The 16,682-nt window shown below is 70.4% G+C and carries 13 protein-coding genes; 3 read left to right on the forward strand and 10 right to left on the reverse strand.

Going from position 1 to position 16,682, the window contains the following annotated elements:
* Positions 1–9: 9 nt before the first annotated feature.
* The 3 genes from ccrA to ACFU5O_RS05795 all read right to left on the reverse strand — a co-directional run bounded on the left by ccrA (position 10) and on the right by ACFU5O_RS05795 (position 4,632).
* Complete coding sequence (gene ccrA, locus ACFU5O_RS05785; protein ID WP_384236828.1) at positions 10–1,347, reverse strand: crotonyl-CoA carboxylase/reductase; 1,338 nt, start codon at positions 1,345–1,347, stop codon at positions 10–12.
* Positions 1,348–1,928: 581 nt separating this feature from the next.
* Positions 1,929–2,747 (reverse strand): TetR family transcriptional regulator, encoded by an 819-nt coding sequence (locus ACFU5O_RS05790; protein WP_384236830.1) that lies wholly within the window; start codon positions 2,745–2,747, stop codon positions 1,929–1,931.
* A gap of 103 nt (positions 2,748–2,850) precedes the next feature.
* Complete coding sequence (locus ACFU5O_RS05795; RefSeq protein WP_384236832.1) at positions 2,851–4,632, reverse strand: 3-hydroxyacyl-CoA dehydrogenase family protein; 1,782 nt, start codon at positions 4,630–4,632, stop codon at positions 2,851–2,853.
* Between the two features lie 315 nt (positions 4,633–4,947).
* Between ACFU5O_RS05795 and ACFU5O_RS05800 the strand changes: the two genes are divergently transcribed.
* Positions 4,948–5,523, forward strand: a complete 576-nt coding sequence (locus ACFU5O_RS05800) for a HEAT repeat domain-containing protein (RefSeq protein WP_384236834.1) — start codon at positions 4,948–4,950, stop codon at positions 5,521–5,523.
* A gap of 27 nt (positions 5,524–5,550) precedes the next feature.
* Here the strand turns inward: ACFU5O_RS05800 and ACFU5O_RS05805 are convergent, their stop codons facing one another.
* Positions 5,551–7,143 carry an alpha/beta hydrolase gene (locus ACFU5O_RS05805; RefSeq protein WP_384236836.1) on the reverse strand — a complete coding sequence of 531 codons (1,593 nt, stop codon included), beginning with the start codon at positions 7,141–7,143 and terminating at the stop codon, positions 5,551–5,553.
* Between the two features lie 183 nt (positions 7,144–7,326).
* Entirely contained in the window at positions 7,327–8,406 is a 1,080-nt protein-coding gene (locus ACFU5O_RS05810; RefSeq protein WP_384236838.1) for an Rv2578c family radical SAM protein, read from the reverse strand.
* Positions 8,407–8,538: 132 nt separating this feature from the next.
* Between ACFU5O_RS05810 and ACFU5O_RS05815 the strand changes: the two genes are divergently transcribed.
* Both ACFU5O_RS05815 and ACFU5O_RS05820 read left to right on the forward strand, forming a co-directional pair.
* The gene (locus ACFU5O_RS05815; protein ID WP_384236841.1) at positions 8,539–8,997 is read left to right on the forward strand and encodes an SRPBCC family protein; all 459 of its coding nucleotides are present in this window, start codon (positions 8,539–8,541) and stop codon (positions 8,995–8,997) included.
* A 243-nt stretch (positions 8,998–9,240) separates the two neighbouring features.
* On the forward strand, positions 9,241–11,727 hold the full coding sequence (locus ACFU5O_RS05820; protein WP_384236843.1) for an MFS transporter: 2,487 nt from the start codon (positions 9,241–9,243) through the stop codon (positions 11,725–11,727).
* A gap of 63 nt (positions 11,728–11,790) precedes the next feature.
* Here ACFU5O_RS05820 and ACFU5O_RS05825 read toward each other — a convergent pair whose 3' ends face one another.
* Genes ACFU5O_RS05825 through ssuE form a run of 5 tightly spaced genes read right to left on the reverse strand, consistent with a single transcriptional unit; the run spans position 11,791 to position 16,637 of the window.
* Positions 11,791–13,131 (reverse strand): LLM class flavin-dependent oxidoreductase, encoded by a 1,341-nt coding sequence (locus ACFU5O_RS05825; RefSeq protein ID WP_384236845.1) that lies wholly within the window; start codon positions 13,129–13,131, stop codon positions 11,791–11,793.
* 55 nt (positions 13,132–13,186) lie between these two features.
* Positions 13,187–14,134: an ABC transporter permease gene (locus ACFU5O_RS05830; protein WP_384236848.1), complete on the reverse strand. Its 948-nt coding sequence runs from the start codon at positions 14,132–14,134 to the stop codon at positions 13,187–13,189.
* Positions 14,131–14,967, reverse strand: coding sequence for an ABC transporter ATP-binding protein (locus ACFU5O_RS05835; protein ID WP_384236850.1), 837 nt, complete (start codon positions 14,965–14,967; stop codon positions 14,131–14,133). The genes ACFU5O_RS05830 and ACFU5O_RS05835 overlap by 4 nt, the downstream gene beginning before the upstream one ends.
* Before the next feature lie 4 nt (positions 14,968–14,971).
* On the reverse strand, positions 14,972–16,006 hold the full coding sequence (locus tag ACFU5O_RS05840; protein ID WP_384236852.1) for an ABC transporter substrate-binding protein: 1,035 nt from the start codon (positions 16,004–16,006) through the stop codon (positions 14,972–14,974).
* A gap of 58 nt (positions 16,007–16,064) precedes the next feature.
* A complete protein-coding gene (gene ssuE / locus ACFU5O_RS05845; RefSeq protein ID WP_384236854.1) occupies positions 16,065–16,637 on the reverse strand; it encodes an NADPH-dependent FMN reductase in 573 nt (190 codons plus the stop codon).
* Positions 16,638–16,682 lie beyond the last annotated feature (45 nt).

Consider the following 16,682-nt stretch of genomic DNA (forward strand, 5'->3'; position numbering starts at 1 on the left):
ACCTCTGACTCAGATGTTCCGGAAGCGGTTGATGGCGTCGAGGTGCTTGGCGCGCATCTCCTCGTCGCGCACGCCCAGGCCCTCGGCGGGGGAGAGGGCGAGGACGCCGACCTTGCCCTGGTGGAGGTTGCGGTGGACGTCGTAGGCGGCCTGGCCCGTGTCCTCCAGGGAGTACACCTTCGACAGGGTGGGGTGGATCTTGCCCTTGGCGATCAGGCGGTTGGCCTCCCAGGCCTCGCGGTAGTTGGCGAAGTGGGAGCCGATGATGCGCTTGAGGGACATCCACAGGTAGCGGTTGTCGTACTCGTGCATGTAGCCCGAGGTCGAGGCGCAGGTGGTGATGGTGCCGCCCTTGCGGGTGACGTAGACCGAGGCGCCGAAGGTCTCGCGGCCGGGGTGCTCGAAGACGATGTCGATGTCCTCGCCGCCGGTGAACTCACGGATGCGCTTGCCGAAGCGCTTCCACTCCTTCGGGTCCTGGGTCCGCTCGTCCTTCCAGAACTTGTAGTCCTCTGCGTTGCGGTCGATGATCGCCTCGGCGCCCATCGCGCGGCAGATGTCCGCCTTCTGCTCGCTGGAGACGACGCAGATCGGGTTGGCGCCGCCGGCCAGTGCGAACTGGGTGGCGTAGGAGCCGAGTCCGCCGCTCGCGCCCCAGATCAGCACGTTGTCGCCCTGCTTCATCCCGGCGCCGTTGCGGGAGACCAGCTGGCGGTAGGCGGTGGAGTTGACCAGGCCCGGTGCCGCCGCCTCCTCCCAGCTCAGGTGCTTGGGCTTGGGCATCAGCTGGTTCGACTTGACCAGCGCGATCTCTGCCAGGCCGCCGAAGTTGGTCTCGAAGCCCCAGATCCGCTGCTCGGGGTCGAGCATCGTGTCGTTGTGGCCGTCCGAGGACTCCAGCTCGACGGAGAGGCAGTGCGCGACGACCTCGTCACCGGGGTGCCAGGCGTTGACGCCGGGGCCGGTGCGCAGCACGACGCCCGCGAGGTCGGAGCCGATGACGTGGTACGGCAGGTCGTGGCGCTTCGTGAGCTCGGAGAGCTTTCCGTAGCGCTCCAGGAAGCCGAAGGTCGAGAGCGGCTCGAAGATCGAGGTCCAGACGGAGTTGTAGTTCACCGAGCTGGCCATGACCGCCACGAGCGCCTCACCGGGGCCGAGCTCCGGAACCGGAACGTCGTCGAGGTGGAGGGACTTGCGGGGGTCCTTCTCCCGCGTGGTGAGACCGGAGAACATCTCGGTCTCGTCCTTGTGCACGGTCACCGCACGGTACGACTCGGGGAGCGGCAGTGCGGCGAAGTCGGCGGACGTGGAGTCCGGCGACTGAATCGCGTCCAGGATTTCCTTCACGGTTTTGCCTCCAGGGGGTCCCCCCGGACAGGGGCCGGGGGAAAGCGTTGTCGAGAACGCTGAGGGGACGTCGGGGGAAGTGCTGCTGTGGAGGTGTGCCGTCGGTTCGGCGGGGGTGGTGCTCGGGCGGCGCCTGTGGGCGCGAAAGGTGCCTGTGACGCAGGCGTCCGGGCGCGCGAGCCGGGTGGCTTGCGGGGACAGCCGGCGTACGAGAGATCTCTGCACGCCGGCCGCCCGGACAACATCAACGTATGGCACCCCGTGCCAGTCCGCAAGACACTGGGTGCCAAGAATTTCACTCAGATGAAATCTGGTGGTCACAGATGAGCGATGATCGATCGATTGGGCACCCAAAATGAACGCGGGGGTGCAAAACGACCGCGGGTGTGCTCCGGATCTGGAGCACACCCGCGGTCGTGCCGGCTGTTGTGAGGCTTGTCGCATGCCGGGGACGAGCGGAATTCCCTGCGGCCGCGAAGGGGAGACCGGCCGACAGCCGCCGGAGCCCGGCCCGGAAGAGCCCCGGGCCGGGCTTCCTGTCGACCGGGCGCCGTAGGTGCGGTGGGCAGGCCCCGGTGCGGTCAGTCGCCCCGGAGCGCCCGCTCGATCGTGCGCATGACCTCGGGCAGCGGCGCGTCGGTACGGGCGACGGCCACCAGGACCTCGCCGCCGGGCTGCACCTGGGCGGCGGGAGCGCGGTCGGTGCTGGTGCGCCCGGCCCCGATGCCGGTGCCGAACGTGGCACGGACGATGTCGAAGGCGTGGTCGAGCTGGGCCTCCACATCGCCCTGGCCGCCCGCCCGCAGCCAGCGGCGCAGCACATGGTTGTGCGCGGTGACGACGGCGGACGCGGCCACCTCGGCGAGCAGGGGGTCGTCGTTTCCGTCGTGGTGGTCGCGCTCGTCGAAGTGGCCCAGCAGATAGCGGGTGAACAGCCGCTCGTAGCGGGCCACCGAGGCGATCTCGCGCTCCCGCAGGGTCGGCACCTCGCGGGTGAGGCGGTAGCGCTCGACGGAGACCGCGGGCGAGGACGCGTACATCTTCATGACTTCCTTGATGCCCCGGCACACGGTGTCGAGCGGGTGCTCGTGGGCGGGCGCCGCGTTCAGCACCGCCTCCGCACGCACGAGCGTGTCGTCGTGGTCCGGGAAGATCGCCTCTTCCTTGGAGCGGAAGTGCCGGAAGAAGGTCCGGCGCGCGACCCCCGCCGCCGCGGCGATCTCGTCGACGGTCGTCGCCTCGTAGCCCTTGGTCGCGAACAATTCCATGGCGGCCGCGGCCAGTTCCCTGCGCATCTTGAGCCGCTGTGCGGCGGCGCGACTGCCTGCGGCAGTTTCCGGGGCGTCGGTCGCGGCAGCGGTCCTGGAGGTCCGTCGGGGAGCGTCAGCGGGCTGGGACATGACCTGAACGTACTGCATTTGCGCAGGAGACCGCGCCTGCGGGGGCGAGCCGCTCGTGCCGTCGAGCAGCCCGCCCCAGCCTGCGGCGTCCGTGCGGTCCGGATCAGCGGCGGGCATATTCGCGGAAGCCGCGCCCGGTCTTGCGGCCCAGGCAGCCGGCGGCCACCAGGTGTTCCAGCAGCGGGGCGGGGGCCAGGCCCGGGTCGCGGAACTCGCGGTGGAGCACCTTCTCGATGGCGAGCGAGACATCGAGTCCGACCACGTCGAGCAGTTCGAAGGGCCCCATCGGGTACCCGCCGCCGAGCTTCATCGCGGCGTCGATGTCGTCGAGGGACGCGTAGTGCTCCTCGACCATCTTGATCGCGTTGTTGAGGTACGGGAACAGCAGCGCGTTGACGATGAAGCCGGCGCGGTCGCCGCAGTCCACCGGGTGCTTCCTGATCTTCGCGGTGACCTCGCGGACCGTGGCGTGGACATCGTCCGCCGTCAGGACCGTGCGCACCACCTCGACGAGCTTCATGGCCGGGGCCGGGTTGAAGAAGTGCATACCGATGACGTCCTGAGGCCGCGACGTCGCGCGGGCACAGGCGACCACGGGCAGTGAGGAGGTGGTGGTGGCGAGCACCGCACCCGGCTTGCAGATCTTGTCCAGCGTGGCGAAGAGCTCCTGCTTGATGTCCAGGTCCTCGGCCACGGCCTCCACAGCCATGTCGACCTCGGCGAAGGAGTCCAGCGAGCCGGCCGCGGTGATGCGCGCCAGCGTCTCGTCGCGGGCCTCAGGGGTCAGGCGCCCCTTGTCGACGGACCGTGCGAGCGACTTGGCGATACGGGACTTGGCGGTCTCGGCCTTCTCCTGGCTGCGGGCGGCGAGGACGACGTCGTAGCCGGCCTTGGCGAAGACCTCCGCGATGCCGCTCGCCATCGTGCCTGACCCGGCCACGCCGACCGAGCTCACCGGACGGCCGCCGGCGGTCTGCGCGGCCTCGAGCGGTGTGAGCGCGTCCCGCACCACCGTGGCGCTGTCCGGCGCCTCGTAGGTGTAGAAGCCGCGGCCCGACTTCCGGCCCGTCAGGCCCGCCTCGCTGAGCTGCTTCAGGATGGGTGCGGGGGCGTGCAGACGGTCGTGGGACTCGGCGTACATCGCATCGAGGACGGTACGGGCCGTGTCGATGCCGATGAGGTCCAGCAGTGCGAGCGGGCCCATCGGCAGGCCGCAGCCCAGCTTCATCGCGGCGTCGATGTCCTCGCGGGAGGCGTACTTCGCCTCGTACATCGCCGCGGCCTGGTTGAGATAGCCGAAGAGCAGCCCGTCCGCCACGAAGCCGGGCCGGTCGCCGACGGCGACGGGTTCCTTGCCCAGATCACGCGCGAGCGCCGTGACCGCCTTCACGGCATTCGGGGAGGTCAGCACGGAGGAGACCACCTCGACGAGCTTCATGGCCGGGGCGGGGTTGAAGAAGTGCAGGCCGAGGATGCGCTCGGGGCGCGCCGAGTCCGCGGCGAGGCGGGTCACGGACAGGGCGTTGGTGCCCGTGGCGACGATCGTCTCCGGCCGCACGATGCTGTCGAGGGCGCGGAAGACCTGCTGCTTGGCCTCGTAGGACTCGGGCACGACCTCGATCACGAGGTCGGCGTCGGCGGCTGCCTGCAGATCCGAGAAGGTCCGGAAGCGGGCGAGGACGTTCCGGCGCTCCTCCTCGGTGATCCGCTCACGCTCGACGGCGCGTGCGGTGGACGCTTCGAGGGCGGTCACGGCATGGCGGGCCGCCGCGTCGTCGATGTCGATGCCGATGACCTCGCGGCCGGCGCGGGCGAGGACCTCGGCGATGCCGGTGCCCATCGTGCCGAGGCCGACGACGGCAATGGTGGAGAGAGGGGTGTCCATCACGGGACTCCAGGAATGAGTGACGACTGAGGGAGGGCGCGCTCGCGCACGGGGTGCGCGGCGCTGCGTGTCGCTGTGAACCGCGGTGGGCCGCGGTGAAGAAGCGACGGACTCTGTCCCGGAGCCACGTCGTACGGAAAGCCGAACCGACAACACCCACGGCAGCTGCGTCACCAGGCCGCCGTGAGTCATACGGGTGTTACCCGCTCACTTGAGCTTAACTGGCGGGTAACGAGCGCGCCAGTCCTGCGGGGATGTGATCTGCGCCGCGCATCTCGCCTCCCGGGCCCCGCCGCCCGGCATACGCTGCTCGGCATGGACGCGGATCTCGAGGACCTTGCGCGGCGTACCCAGGAGGAACTGAAAGGTCCGGCCGACGAGGAACTGCACAGCCGGCTGACCGCCACCACGGATCACGAAGCCCTGGCGGCCGTACTGACGCGGACGCAGTGCCCGTTATGGGCGAGAGAGATCGCCGCCTTCCGCCTCGGCTGCGCCGGTGACCGGCGCGCCTTCGAGTCGCTCGTCCTGCTGCTCAACCACCGCGACCCGGAGCGCTGTGTCTCCGCCTCCTACGCGCTGACCCGCCTCGGCGACCCCCGTACCCCCCGGGCCGCCGCCGCCCTCGCCACCAACGAGCTCCGTGTCGCCTACGCACTTCTCCCGGTGCGCCTGCTCACCGCCCTGCGCGCCCCCGAATCCGTCCCCGCCCTGGTCACCACCCTGAGCCGCCGCCTGACCCCGGGCGACCCCCACTGGCGCGTGGCGCTCGCGTGCGTCGAGGGGCTGGGCGCGCTCGCCGACGAGCGCGCCCGCCCGGTTCTCGAATCGGCCCGCGAACACCCCCGGCTGTCGGCCGCGGCCGCCGCCGCGCTCGGCCGTCTTCCGTGACACGGACAGGCTTCCCTCCCGGGGCGGTCAGTTTCGGTGTCCGAGCATTCTGTGCAGAAGCGCCCCGGCTTGTGCCGCGTCCGCCCTCCCGGCACGGGCCGCTGCCTTCCGGGGCTCCGGCTCGGGGGTGGCCGCGCACACCGCGTCGGCGGCGCCGGTCGCGCTCGGCGCGGGCAGCTTGCCCGTGGCCAGATAGTCCGTCAGATAGCGGTCCAGGCAGGTGTTTCCGCCCAGCGTGACCGCGTGGTTGCCGCCGCCCTGCTCGACGACCAGGCGGGAGCCGCGCAGTTTCCGGTGGGCGGCGACGCCGCCCTCGTACGGAGTCGCTGCGTCCTCCGTCGCCTGGAAGACGAGCACCGGCGGCAGCGCGGTGTTCGAGACGTCCGTCGGGGTGAGCGGCGCGACGGGCCAGGAGGCGCAGGGAGCGTTGTACCAGGCGTTGTTCCAGGTGGAGAACGGTGCCTTGGCGTGAGTCGACCAGTTGTCGGCGTGCCAGCTGGCCCAGCTCCTGGGCCACTGCGCGTCGCGGCACTGGACCGCCGTGTAGACGGAGTAGCTGTTGTCGCCCGCCGCGTCGACCGCGCCGAAGTTCTCGTACTCCTCGACCAGCGGCTTGGGGTCCTTGCCGCGCGCGAACGCCGAGAACGCCTCGGCCAGATACGGCCAGAAGCCGTTGTAGTAGCCGCCCGGAAGGAACGTGTCCTCGAGTTCGGTGGGGCCGACCTTCCCGCCCGCGGGCTTCTTGCGCAGCGCCTCGCGCATGGCGTACCACGCGGCCTCGACCTTCGCCGGGTCGGTGCCGAGCCGGTACGTCGTGTTGTGCCTGGCCACCCACGCGGTGAAGGCCTTGTGGCGGGCGTCGAAGCCGAGGTCCTGGTCGAGGTTGTTGCGGTACCACACGCCGCCCGGATTGACCACGGAGTCGAACACCGCGCGCCGTACCCGCTGCGGGAAGTACTTGGCGTACACGGCGCCCAGATAGGTCCCGTACGAGTATCCGAAGTAGTTGATCTTCTCGGCACCGAGCGCGGCCCGGATCAGATCGAGGTCCCTGGCCGCGCTCACGGTGCTCATGTGCGGCAGGACATCCGCGTACTTGGCCGCGCAACCGCGCGCGAACGCGGCCGCCCGCACCTGGTTCGCGATCTCGCCCCCCGGGGTGTGCGGCACCGAGTCGGCGCGTACGGGCGCGAAGTGGCCCGGCCTGCAGTCGAGGGCCGGCCTGGAGGAACCCACTCCGCGCGGGTCGAAGCCGATGACGTCGTACTGCGCCGAGACCTTGGCGGGCAACGAGGCCGCCACGAATCCCGCCATCTTCAGACCGCTAGAACCCGGTCCTCCCGGATTGACCAGCAGCGGCCCCTGGAAGGTCTTCGCGGTGTGCCGTACCCGCGACAGCGCGAGCGTGATCTGCCTGCCGTTCGGCCGCGCGTGGTCGAGCGGCACCTGCACCTCGGAGCACTCGAGCCGTGGGAACGCCTCCGTGGCGCAGCTTCTCCAGATCAGGCCGGCGGCTGGCCGTGGTGCCGACCCTCCCGCGGTCGCCGCGGACGGCATGCCGGTGACCAGTCCGGTCACCGCCGCCCCGACGGCGACCAGCGCCGCTGTGCGTCTGTACATGTGGTCTCCCGTGGTGGCGGGGCGCGTGGCCCGGAGCCGATCGGCCCCTGCGGCAGCGTTCCCGGATTCCCGCCCGGAAGGACATGTTCGATTTCTACTTGACCCGAATGCGCGTGCTGCTCCCCCTGTTCGGACAGGTCCCCGCTGATCGGGACGGCCCGGTCCGCTCCGGGGCGACCGCGGTCACAGGAGGGTCAGCTGCGTGGCGGCGGGCTCCGCGGGCGGGCGCTCGTCGGGCACCGGTGTCCGACGCGAGGTGCCGCGCCCGGCCGGCCCGATACCGAACTCCCTGGCGAGCTCATGCACGTGGCGCGTGATCCGCCGCTGGTACCACTTGGGTGCGTAGGCCCCCTCCGCGTACAGCCGCTCGTACCGCCGCACGAGATGGGGATGCTCCCGGCCGAGCCACGCCATGAACCATTCGCGTGCCCCGGGCCGCAGATGCAGCACCAGAGGGGTCACGGATGTCGCCCCGGCCGCGGCGATGGCCCGTACGGTTGCCCGCAGCTGGTCCGGGTGGTCGCCGAGGAAGGGGATGACGGGTGCCATCAGCACCCCGCAGCCGATGCCGTGGTCCGTCAGCGTCCGTACGACGTCGAGGCGCCGCTCGGGCGACGGCGTACCCGGCTCGACGGTGCGCCACAGTTCCCGGTCCGTGAAGCCGACCGAGACGGAGATACCGACCTCAGTCACCGTCGCGGCCTGCTTCAGCAGCTCCAGGTCGCGCAGGATCAGCGTGCCCTTGGTGAGGATCGAGAACGGGTTCGCGTAGTCGCGCAGTGCGCCGATGATCCCGGGCATCAGCCGGTAGCGCCCCTCCGCCCGCTGGTAGCAGTCGACATTCGTCCCCATCGCGATGTGCGCGCCCTGCCAGCGGCGCGAGGCCAGCTGGCGGCGGAGAAGTTCCGGCGCGTTGATCTTGACGACGATCTGGGTGTCGAAGCCGAGGCCGGTGTCGAGGTCCAGATAGCTGTGCGTCTTGCGGGCGAAGCAGTACACGCACGCATGGGAGCAGCCGCGGTACGGATTGACCGTCCATTCGAACGGCATCCGCGAAGCCCCCGGCACCTGGTTCAGGATCGAGCGGGCGCGGACCTCGTGGAAGGTGATCCCGCGGAACTCCGGGGTGTCGAAGGTACGCGTGGTCACGGCGTCCGTGCCGAAGAGCGCGACGTCCCCGGTCGCGCCGGTGCTGTCGGGATCCGGAGTGTCAGGGGTGTTCGGGGCGGTCGGGGTGTTCTCGGCGAGATTGTCCCAGCGCATGGACGCCTCCTCGGTAGCACTGACCACAGAATAGAACACTTGTTCCCTTGATCGCCGCAACCCCGATTTTGGGCGGCTGTGCGGGAGGTGGTTGGCTGGGTCCCCCAAGAACCAATTGCTGGAGGATGAGGCATGGCGCAGGTCGAGGCCACGACGGAGCGGATCATCGCGGCGGACGCGGAGACCGTGTTCGACACGCTGGCCGATTACGCGGACACGCGCGCGAAGCTCCTGCCCGGTCACTTCAGCGAGTACGAGGTGCGCGAGGGCGGCGACGGCCAGGGCACTCTCGTCCACTGGAAGCTCCAGGCCACCAGCAAGCGCATCCGTGACTGCCTGTTCGAGGTGACCGAGCCGACCGACGGACAGCTCGTCGAGAAGGACCGCAACTCCTCCATGGTCACCACCTGGACCGTCACCCCGGCCCCCGCCGCCGAGGGCCGGACCGCCTCCTCGCGCGTCGTGGTCACCACCGTCTGGGACGGTGCCGGCGGCATCGGCGGCTTCTTCGAGCGGGCCTTCGCCCCCAAGGGCCTCGCCCGGATCCACGACGAGGTCCTCGCCAACCTGGCCGCCGAGGTGGAGAAGTAGGTTTCTGCAGGGCCCCCGGGGGCGCCGGGCCAGTCACCGAATCGAGTGGTTTTCCCGCGGCTCCGCCGTGCGCCCGGCGCACGGCACGTCGCGGGAAAGCTCCTGATGAGCGCCTGTCGTGCGCCCCTGTGGGCCCGGTGTGCCCACCGTCCGCACCCCGTTCCCCGATAACGTCCCGCTTGCTCCGTCTTGGCGCGCAATGCGAAGAATGGCGCCGCGCAGCCGCGACGAGGGGAGCAGTACGTGGGCGGGATCACGCTGGTGAAGGACGGGCAGGCCGACGGGGCGGCGGGGTCCCGGGACCACCGGCCCGCCGGCACGGACCGCGGATCCGGCAACCCTGAAGACCCGCACGGCACGGATCCGGCTCCGCCCGGCGGCCCCACGGACGCAGCAGCGGCCCTGAGCCCTCGCCGCGTCCGCCTCGTGTTCTTCGGCCTGATGCTCGCGCTGCTGCTCGCCGCGCTGGAGCAGATGATCGTCGCCACCGCCCTGCCGAGGATCGTCGGCGAGCTCCAGGGACTGGACCGCATGTCCTGGGCGATCACGGCCTATCTCCTCACCGCCACCGTCGGCCTCCCCATCTACGGAAAGCTCGGCGACCTCTACGGCCGCAAGGGCGTCTTCCAGTTCGCCATCGTCGTCTTCGTCATCGGCTCGGCCCTCGCCGGCTGGTCCCGCACCATGGACCAGCTCATCGCCTTCCGGGCCGTCCAGGGCATCGGGGCGGGCGGCCTCATGATCGGCGTGCAGGCGATCATCGCGGACATCGTCCCGGCCAGGGAGCGCGGCCGGTTCATGGGTCTGATCGGCGCGGCGTTCGGACTCGCCTCGGTCGCGGGCCCGCTGCTGGGCGGCTTCTTCACCGATCATGTCTCCTGGCGCTGGTGCTTCTACTTCAACGTGCCGTTCGGCCTGGTGACGCTCGCCGTCGTCACCCTTGTACTCGAACTGCCGAAGCGCACGGCGCGGGCGCGCTTCGACGTCCTCGGTGCGCTCTTCCTCACCGCCGCTTCCACCTGCCTGGTACTGCTGACCAGTTGGGGCGGAACCGAGTACGCGTGGAACTCGCGCGTGATCCTCGGACTCGCCGCCGGAGCGGCCGGAAGCGCCCTGCTCTTCCTGGCCGTCGAGCACTACGCGCCCGAACCGGTCATCCCCTTGCGGCTGTTCCGTGACTCGGTCTTCAACGTCACCGGCCTGGTCGGCGCGGTCGTCGGTGTCGCGCTCTTCGGCGCCGCCAGCTATCTGCCCACCTTCCTCCAGATGGTCGACGGGGCCAGTGCCACCGAGTCCGGGCTGCTGATGCTGCCCATGATGGGCGGCATCGTCGGCGCCTCCGTCATCTCCGGGCAGCTCATCAGCCGCACCGGCCGCTACAAGATCTATCCGGTGTCGGGCTGCGCCCTGTCGGCCGCAGGCATGTGGCTGCTGTCCCGGCTGGAGGCCGACACTCCCCGGCTCGAGTACTCGCTCTGTCAGGCCGTCCTGGGTGTCGGCATCGGGCTGGCGCTGCCCGTGCTCGTCCTGGCCGTGCAGAACTCCGTTCCGCCCGCCGATCTCGGCACCGCGACCAGTGCCAACAACTACTTCCGGCAGATCGGCGGGAGTGTCGGTGCCGCTGTGTTCGGCACCCTCTTCGCCGACCGGCTCACCGACGCCCTCGCCGAGCGGCTCCCCGCCGGAGCGGGGCTGCCCGCGGGGACCTCCGGTGAGGGCTCGTCCATCACCCCGCAGCTCGTCCATGCCATGCCGCCCGGACTGCGCGACGGCTATATCCAGGCCTACGCGGACGCGATGCCGCGGATCTTTCTCTACCTCGTGCCGGTGCTCGTCCTCGGCCTCTTCCTCGCCTTCTTCCTCAAGGAGAAACCGCTGGTGTCCCACAACGCCCCCGCCGCCGCCGAGCCCGCAGCCGTACCGCACGCCCGCACCGCGCCGCCGGTCCGGACCCCCGGCCCGCCCCACATCGCCGGAGTGCCCGTCTGCGGCACCGTCCAGCACCACGACGGCACCACCGTCCCGCGCGCGGCGCTCACCCTCATCGATGTGCAGGGGCGGCAGATCGGACGCGGCGGCAGCGGCGAGGACGGGCGGTACGCGCTCAGCGTCCCGGCCTCCGGCTCGTACGTCCTCATCGCCGCCGCCGGAGGGCACCAGCCGCAGGCGGTCTCGGTCACCGTCGGCGAACGGCCCGTCGAGCTCGATGTCGTGCTCGGCGGTGCGGGACGGCTCGCCGGGACCGTCGTCACGGCCGACGGCACCCCCGTGCGCGACGCCGCCGTGACGCTGACCGATGTACGCGGCGACGTCGTCGGCGGCACGCGCAGCGGACGCGAGGGCGGCTATGTGCTCAACGAGCTGGTGGCGGGGGAGTACACGCTCGCCGCGAGCGCCCCCGCCTTCCGTCCCGCCGCGGTCCCGGTGAGCGTTCAGGCTTCCCGCGAGACCCGGCAGGACATCGAACTCGCGGGCGGTGCGGTGCTGCGCGGCACCGTGAGAGCCGGTGGCGGCCGGACCGTCGAGGACGCGCGGGTGACGCTGCTCGACGCCGCGGGCAACGTCGTCGACACCCTCACCACCGGGCCCGACGGCACCTTCCGTTTCGTCGATCTGTCCTCGGGCGAGTACACGGTGATCGCCGCCGGCTATCCGCCGGTGGCGACGGTGCTGCAGGTCGCGGGCGGCGGGCGCACGGAGCGTGACCTGCAGCTGGGCCACGAGGACTGACCCTCCCGACAGGCCGTCAGCACGGCAACAGGCGTCCGGGACGGGACCGTGGGCCGGAACCGGTCAGGCGGTACGGGCGGTGGCCGGCCGGTTCCCGGGCCGGGACAGTCCGTAGTGCTCGCGCAGGGTCCTTCCGGTGTACTCGGTACGGAACAGCCCGCGCCGCTGCAGCTCCGGCACCACATGGTCGACGAAGTCGTCCAGACCGCCCGGCAGATGGGGCGGCATGATGTTGAAGCCGTCCGCGGCCCCCTGGGTGAACCACTCCTCCAGCTGATCGGCGATCTGCTCCGGAGTGCCCGCGAACACCCGGTGCCCGCGGCCGCCACCGAGGCGTGCGATCAGCTCGCGCAGGGTCAGGCCGTCCCGTCCGGCGAGTTCGGCGACGAGAGTGAAGCGGCTCTTGTTGCCGTTGATGTCCTGCTCCTGAGGCAGTTCGGGCAGTGGCCCGTCCAGCGGCAGACCGCTCAGGTCCACACCGAGCATCCCGGACAGCTGGGCCAGTCCGTACTCGGGGACCTGGAGATCCGTCAGCTCGGACTCCAGGGCCCGGGCCTCGGCCTCGGTGGAGCCGATCACGGGGCAGATGCCCGGCAGGATCTTCAGCTCCTCCTCGGAACGGCCGTGGCGCGCCAGGCGGGACTTGAGGTCCTTGTAGAACGCCTGACCGTCGGCAAGGGTCTGCTGGGCTGTGAACACCGCCTCTGCGTACTCCGCGGCGAACTCCTTGCCGTCCTCAGAGGACCCTGCCTGAACGAGCAGCGGGTGGCCCTGCGGGGACCGCGGCACGTTCAGCGGGCCGCGCACCCCGAAGTACTCCCCGCGGTGGTCGATCGCCCGCACCTTGGCGGTGTCGGCGTACACCCCGCGCTCCCGGTCGAGCACGATCGCGTCGTCCTCCCAGGAATCCCAGAGCTTGGTCGCGACCTCGACGAACTCGCGTGCACGCCGGTAGCGCAGAGAGTGCTCCAGGTGCTCCTCCTGCCCGAAGTTGCGCGCCTCTTCGACGGTGCCGGACGTGACGATGTTCCATCCGGCCCGGCCGCCGCTGAGATGGTCCAGGGACGCGAACTTGCGCGCCGTGTGGAAGGGCTCGTTGAAGGTGGTGGACACGGTGGCGATCAGGCCCACGTGCTCGGTCACGGCCGCCAGCGCGGACAGCAGGGTGAGCGGCTCGAATCCGCCGAGCGCGTTGTGCCGCACCTTGCCCCACAGGGCGAGACCGTCGGCGAGGAACACCGAGTCGAGTCTGCCGCGTTCGGCGGTCCGGGCGAGCTGCTGGAAGTACCGAAGATCGGTGATGCGCTCGGGCTGGGTACGGGGGTGGCGCCAAGCGGCGTCGTGGTGACCGGCGTTCATCAGGAAGGCGTTGAGATGCAGTCGGCGCGGGCGGGAGGAGGTCATGGTGGCCCTCGGTGAGTAGTGGGCGTGCGAAGGGGATCAGGAGGTGGCGGGCGGATCAGGCCGGCGGCGGCACACGCCAGGAACTGAGCCGTCGCTCCAGTGCCACGAGCACCTGGTTGAAGAGCACCCCGATGGCGGAGATCGTGACGATGCCCGCGTACATCTGAGGAATCGCGAAATTGAACTGGGACGCGTTGATGAGATAGCCCAGGCCGGCCTTCGCCCCGATCATCTCGGCGGCCACCAGCACGAGGATGGACACCGCCCCGGCCAGCCTGATCCCGGTGAAAACGGCCGGGACGGACGACGGCAGGATCACCTTCTGGAAGAGCCGCGGTGCCGACAGGTCCATGGACTTCGCCAGCTTCAGCAGTGTGGGGTCCGCGTTGCGCACCGCGCTGATGGTGTTGAGCAGGATCGGCCAGGTGCAGGCGTACACCACGATGGAGATCTTGGACGTCTCGCCGATGCCCAGCAGCAGCACGAAGACCGGCAACAGGGCCAGCGCGGCGGTGTTGCGGAACACCTCCAGCAGCGGTCCCAGCAGATCCGCCACCGGCCGGTACCAGCCGATCAGCAGCCCTAGGGGTACGGCGACGGCGACGGCGAGACCGAAGCCGGTGAAGGAGCGCACCAGGCTGGCGCCCACATGCTCGGCGAGCTGCCCGTCGACCAGCAACTCCCACCAGGCGAGGGCCACTTCGCTGAACGGCGGCAGAAACGTCGCATCGACAAGGCCGAGACGCGGCGAGGCCTCCCAGACGATCAGCAGCGCCACGACGGCCGCCGACTTCGTCGCCGCGGCGATCAGCAGCCGTGCCCCTCGGCGAAGCAGGCCACGGAACCTGGTGGCGGTCCTGCCCTGTCGCACTCCGCTCTGCGTGGCCTCGCCGGGCGTGCGGGGTGCGAAGCCGGCCGCCTCGGGACCGGCGGTCCGATCGGCACTGTCCTGGACGGCCCCGGCCGGGGCCACCGCCGTACTCGTGTCGGTCACGGTACTCATACGGGAACGCCTTCCTTCTCCAGCTGCTGGGCCTTCGCCACCTCGTCGTGCAGCAGCCCCCAGATCAGATGCCGGTAGCGCGCGAACTCCGGGCTCGAGCGCAGGTCGTCCGCCGCCGTACGGGAGGCGAACGAGATGGGCACGATCTCCTTGACCCGCCCGGGACGTGAGGTCAGCACCGCCACCCGCTGTCCGAGGTAGACGGCCTCCTCGATGCCATGGGTGATGAAGACGATCGTCTTGCCGGTGCGCTGCCAGATCTGCAGCAGCTCGTCCTGGAGCGACTCCCTGGTCTGCGCGTCGAGCGCCGCGAACGGCTCGTCCATCAGCAGCACATCGGGGTCGTAGGCGAGGCTGCGGGCGATCGCGACGCGCTGACGCATTCCGCCCGACAGCTCGTGGGGGTGCCGGTCCTCGAATCCGGACAGGCCCACCAGTTCCAGATGAGCCCGGGCCCGCTCGGCGCGCTCCCGGCGCGGCACACCGGTGGCCTCCAGCCCGAACTCGACATTGCCCTGAGCCGTGCGCCAGGGAAGCAGCGCGTACTGCTGGAAGACGATGCCCCGGTCGGTGCCGGGGCCGGTGACCGGCTCACCGTCCAGCAGGATCCGTCCTGAGCTGGGCGCGGTCAGTCCGGCCAGCAGGTCCAGCAGCGTCGACTTGCCGCAGCCGCTGGGCCCGACGACGACCACGAACTCGCCGGCCGCGATGCTCAGATCGATGCCGTCGAGGGCGGTGAAGGCGGCCGGCTGCCGTGTGCCGGTCCGGTCCTTGACGGGGAACGTCTTGCCTACCCGCTCGAACACGATCTTGGGTGGGTTGGAATCGGCCATGAGCTCAGCTCCCGCTTCCCTTGACGTACTTGTTGAACTCATTGGTGTAGAGGCCGGACGCCTCGATCCGGTCCTTCTTGATCTCGTCCCGGCCGGCCAGCCAGTCGATCCACAGCTGGAACTCCTTGTCGGCGATCCGGCCTGCCGTCTCGGCGACGCCGTAGGACCGCCAGTACTTCAGTGACGCGGTGTCCTCGTTGCGGCCCCGCTTGCGCACGATCTCCGTCATACGGGCCACCACGTCCTCGCGCGGAGTGGTGCGGGCCCACTCGATCGCCTTCGCCACGGCGGTGACGAAGGTCTGTGCCGTGTCGGGGTTCCGCTCGATGAAGCGCTCCGTCAGCACGTACGTACCGGCGCTGAAGTCGCCCAGCAGCTGGTGGTCGGTGAAGAGCGGACGGACGCCTCCCTCGGCGAGGGCCTTGTCGCGCAGGATGCCGCCGAGCACACCCACATCGATCTGCCCTCTGCGCAGCGACTGCTCCGTGTTGAGGGGCGGCACCACCAAGGGCTCGACCTTGCCGATGTCGGCCGGCGACAGGCCGTTGCGCTCCAGGTAGATGCCGAGCAGAGCCTCGGCGTGCGCCCCGAGGGTGTTCATCCCGACCTTCTTGCCGATCAGGTCGCGCGCCGATCGGATCGGGCTGTCCTCCAGCACGTAGTAGCCGCTGTAGGCGTGCTCGTCGGAACCGTAGTAACTGACCACCGCCTTGATGGGCGCCCCGCTCGCGGCGAGCTTGACGACCGCGCCGTTGAAGGCCCCTCCGAAGTCGGTCTGACCGGTGGCGGCCGACTGGATGTCCTGCGGACCGCTGATGGTGTTGCCGATCCACCGGAGCTTCACATCGCCGAGATATCCGAGATCCTCGGCGAGCTCGGGAAGGGTGACCTGCCCGGCGGTGCCCTGGTACCTCAGTGTCTTCGTCCGGCCCGAGCCGGAAACGCCGCCTGCTGTGGCTCTGCCGCAGCTCACCGCGGCCGCCGAGATGCCGAGGAGCGTGAGGAACTGGCGTCGGGAGGTCGCGTTGGGGAGGGGCATGGTGGATCCTTTTCGGAGCGGGGTGAGAGTTGCCTGAGGTGTCGGACGGGGGGCCGCGCTAGGAGGCGGCGATCAGTACGGAGCCGGCGCCGAGGGCCGACCCGGTGGGCAGTGCGTCGACGAAGTCCTCGACGGCTCGGAACAGTTGCTCCTCCGCCTCGGGCTGGATGCGGACGCCGCCGCCGGGCCGGGCCTCGATCGCCGTGTCGAGGAGGTACCGGCCGGCGACGACATGCCGTGCGCCCAGGGCCGAGAGCACCGGACGCAGCGCGTAGTCGATGGTCAGGACATGGGCGGGACTGCCCCCGGTCACAAGAGGCAGCACCGTCTTCCCGGCGAGACCGGTCTGCGGCAGAAGGTCGAGGAACGCCTTCAGCAGGCCCGTGTACGAGGCCTTGTAGACCGGTGTGGCGACGATGACGCCGTCGGCGGCCTCGACCTCGTGCAGCGCGCGGCGCAGCGCCGCGTGCTCGGGCCGCCCGGCCAGCAGCTCCGCCGGCGGAAGGTCCCGTACGGCCAGCTGCCCGGCGTCGAAACCGGCGCGGGACAGCCGCCGGACGACCTGGTCGAGCACCAGGGCGGTACGCGAGGTGGCGGACGGGCTTCCGGAAATGGCCAGCAGCCTGGACAACACTGCCTCCTTCAGGGTTCGTTCGGTGTGCTTGTGCCGCGGAAC

The organism is Streptomyces sp. NPDC057445, assembly GCF_042802855.1.
Lineage (GTDB): Bacteria > Actinomycetota > Actinomycetes > Streptomycetales > Streptomycetaceae > Streptomyces.

What these genes read in the sequence shown, in the direction of transcription:
- ACFU5O_RS05790 (WP_384236830.1), bottom strand. Translation starts at nt 2,747, where the DNA reads ATGTCCCAGCCCGCTGACGCTCCCCGACGGACCTCCAGGACCGCTGCC.
- ACFU5O_RS05795 (WP_384236832.1), bottom strand. Translation starts at nt 4,632, where the DNA reads ATGGACACCCCTCTCTCCACCATTGCCGTCGTCGGCCTCGGCACGATG.
- ACFU5O_RS05800 (WP_384236834.1), top strand. Translation starts at nt 4,948, where the DNA reads ATGGACGCGGATCTCGAGGACCTTGCGCGGCGTACCCAGGAGGAACTG.
- ACFU5O_RS05805 (WP_384236836.1), bottom strand. Translation starts at nt 7,143, where the DNA reads ATGTACAGACGCACAGCGGCGCTGGTCGCCGTCGGGGCGGCGGTGACC.
- ACFU5O_RS05810 (WP_384236838.1), bottom strand. Translation starts at nt 8,406, where the DNA reads ATGCGCTGGGACAATCTCGCCGAGAACACCCCGACCGCCCCGAACACC.
- ACFU5O_RS05815 (WP_384236841.1), top strand. Translation starts at nt 8,539, where the DNA reads ATGGCGCAGGTCGAGGCCACGACGGAGCGGATCATCGCGGCGGACGCG.
- ACFU5O_RS05825 (WP_384236845.1), bottom strand. Translation starts at nt 13,131, where the DNA reads ATGACCTCCTCCCGCCCGCGCCGACTGCATCTCAACGCCTTCCTGATG.
- ACFU5O_RS05830 (WP_384236848.1), bottom strand. Translation starts at nt 14,134, where the DNA reads ATGAGTACCGTGACCGACACGAGTACGGCGGTGGCCCCGGCCGGGGCC.
- ACFU5O_RS05835 (WP_384236850.1), bottom strand. Translation starts at nt 14,967, where the DNA reads ATGGCCGATTCCAACCCACCCAAGATCGTGTTCGAGCGGGTAGGCAAG.
- ACFU5O_RS05840 (WP_384236852.1), bottom strand. Translation starts at nt 16,006, where the DNA reads ATGCCCCTCCCCAACGCGACCTCCCGACGCCAGTTCCTCACGCTCCTC.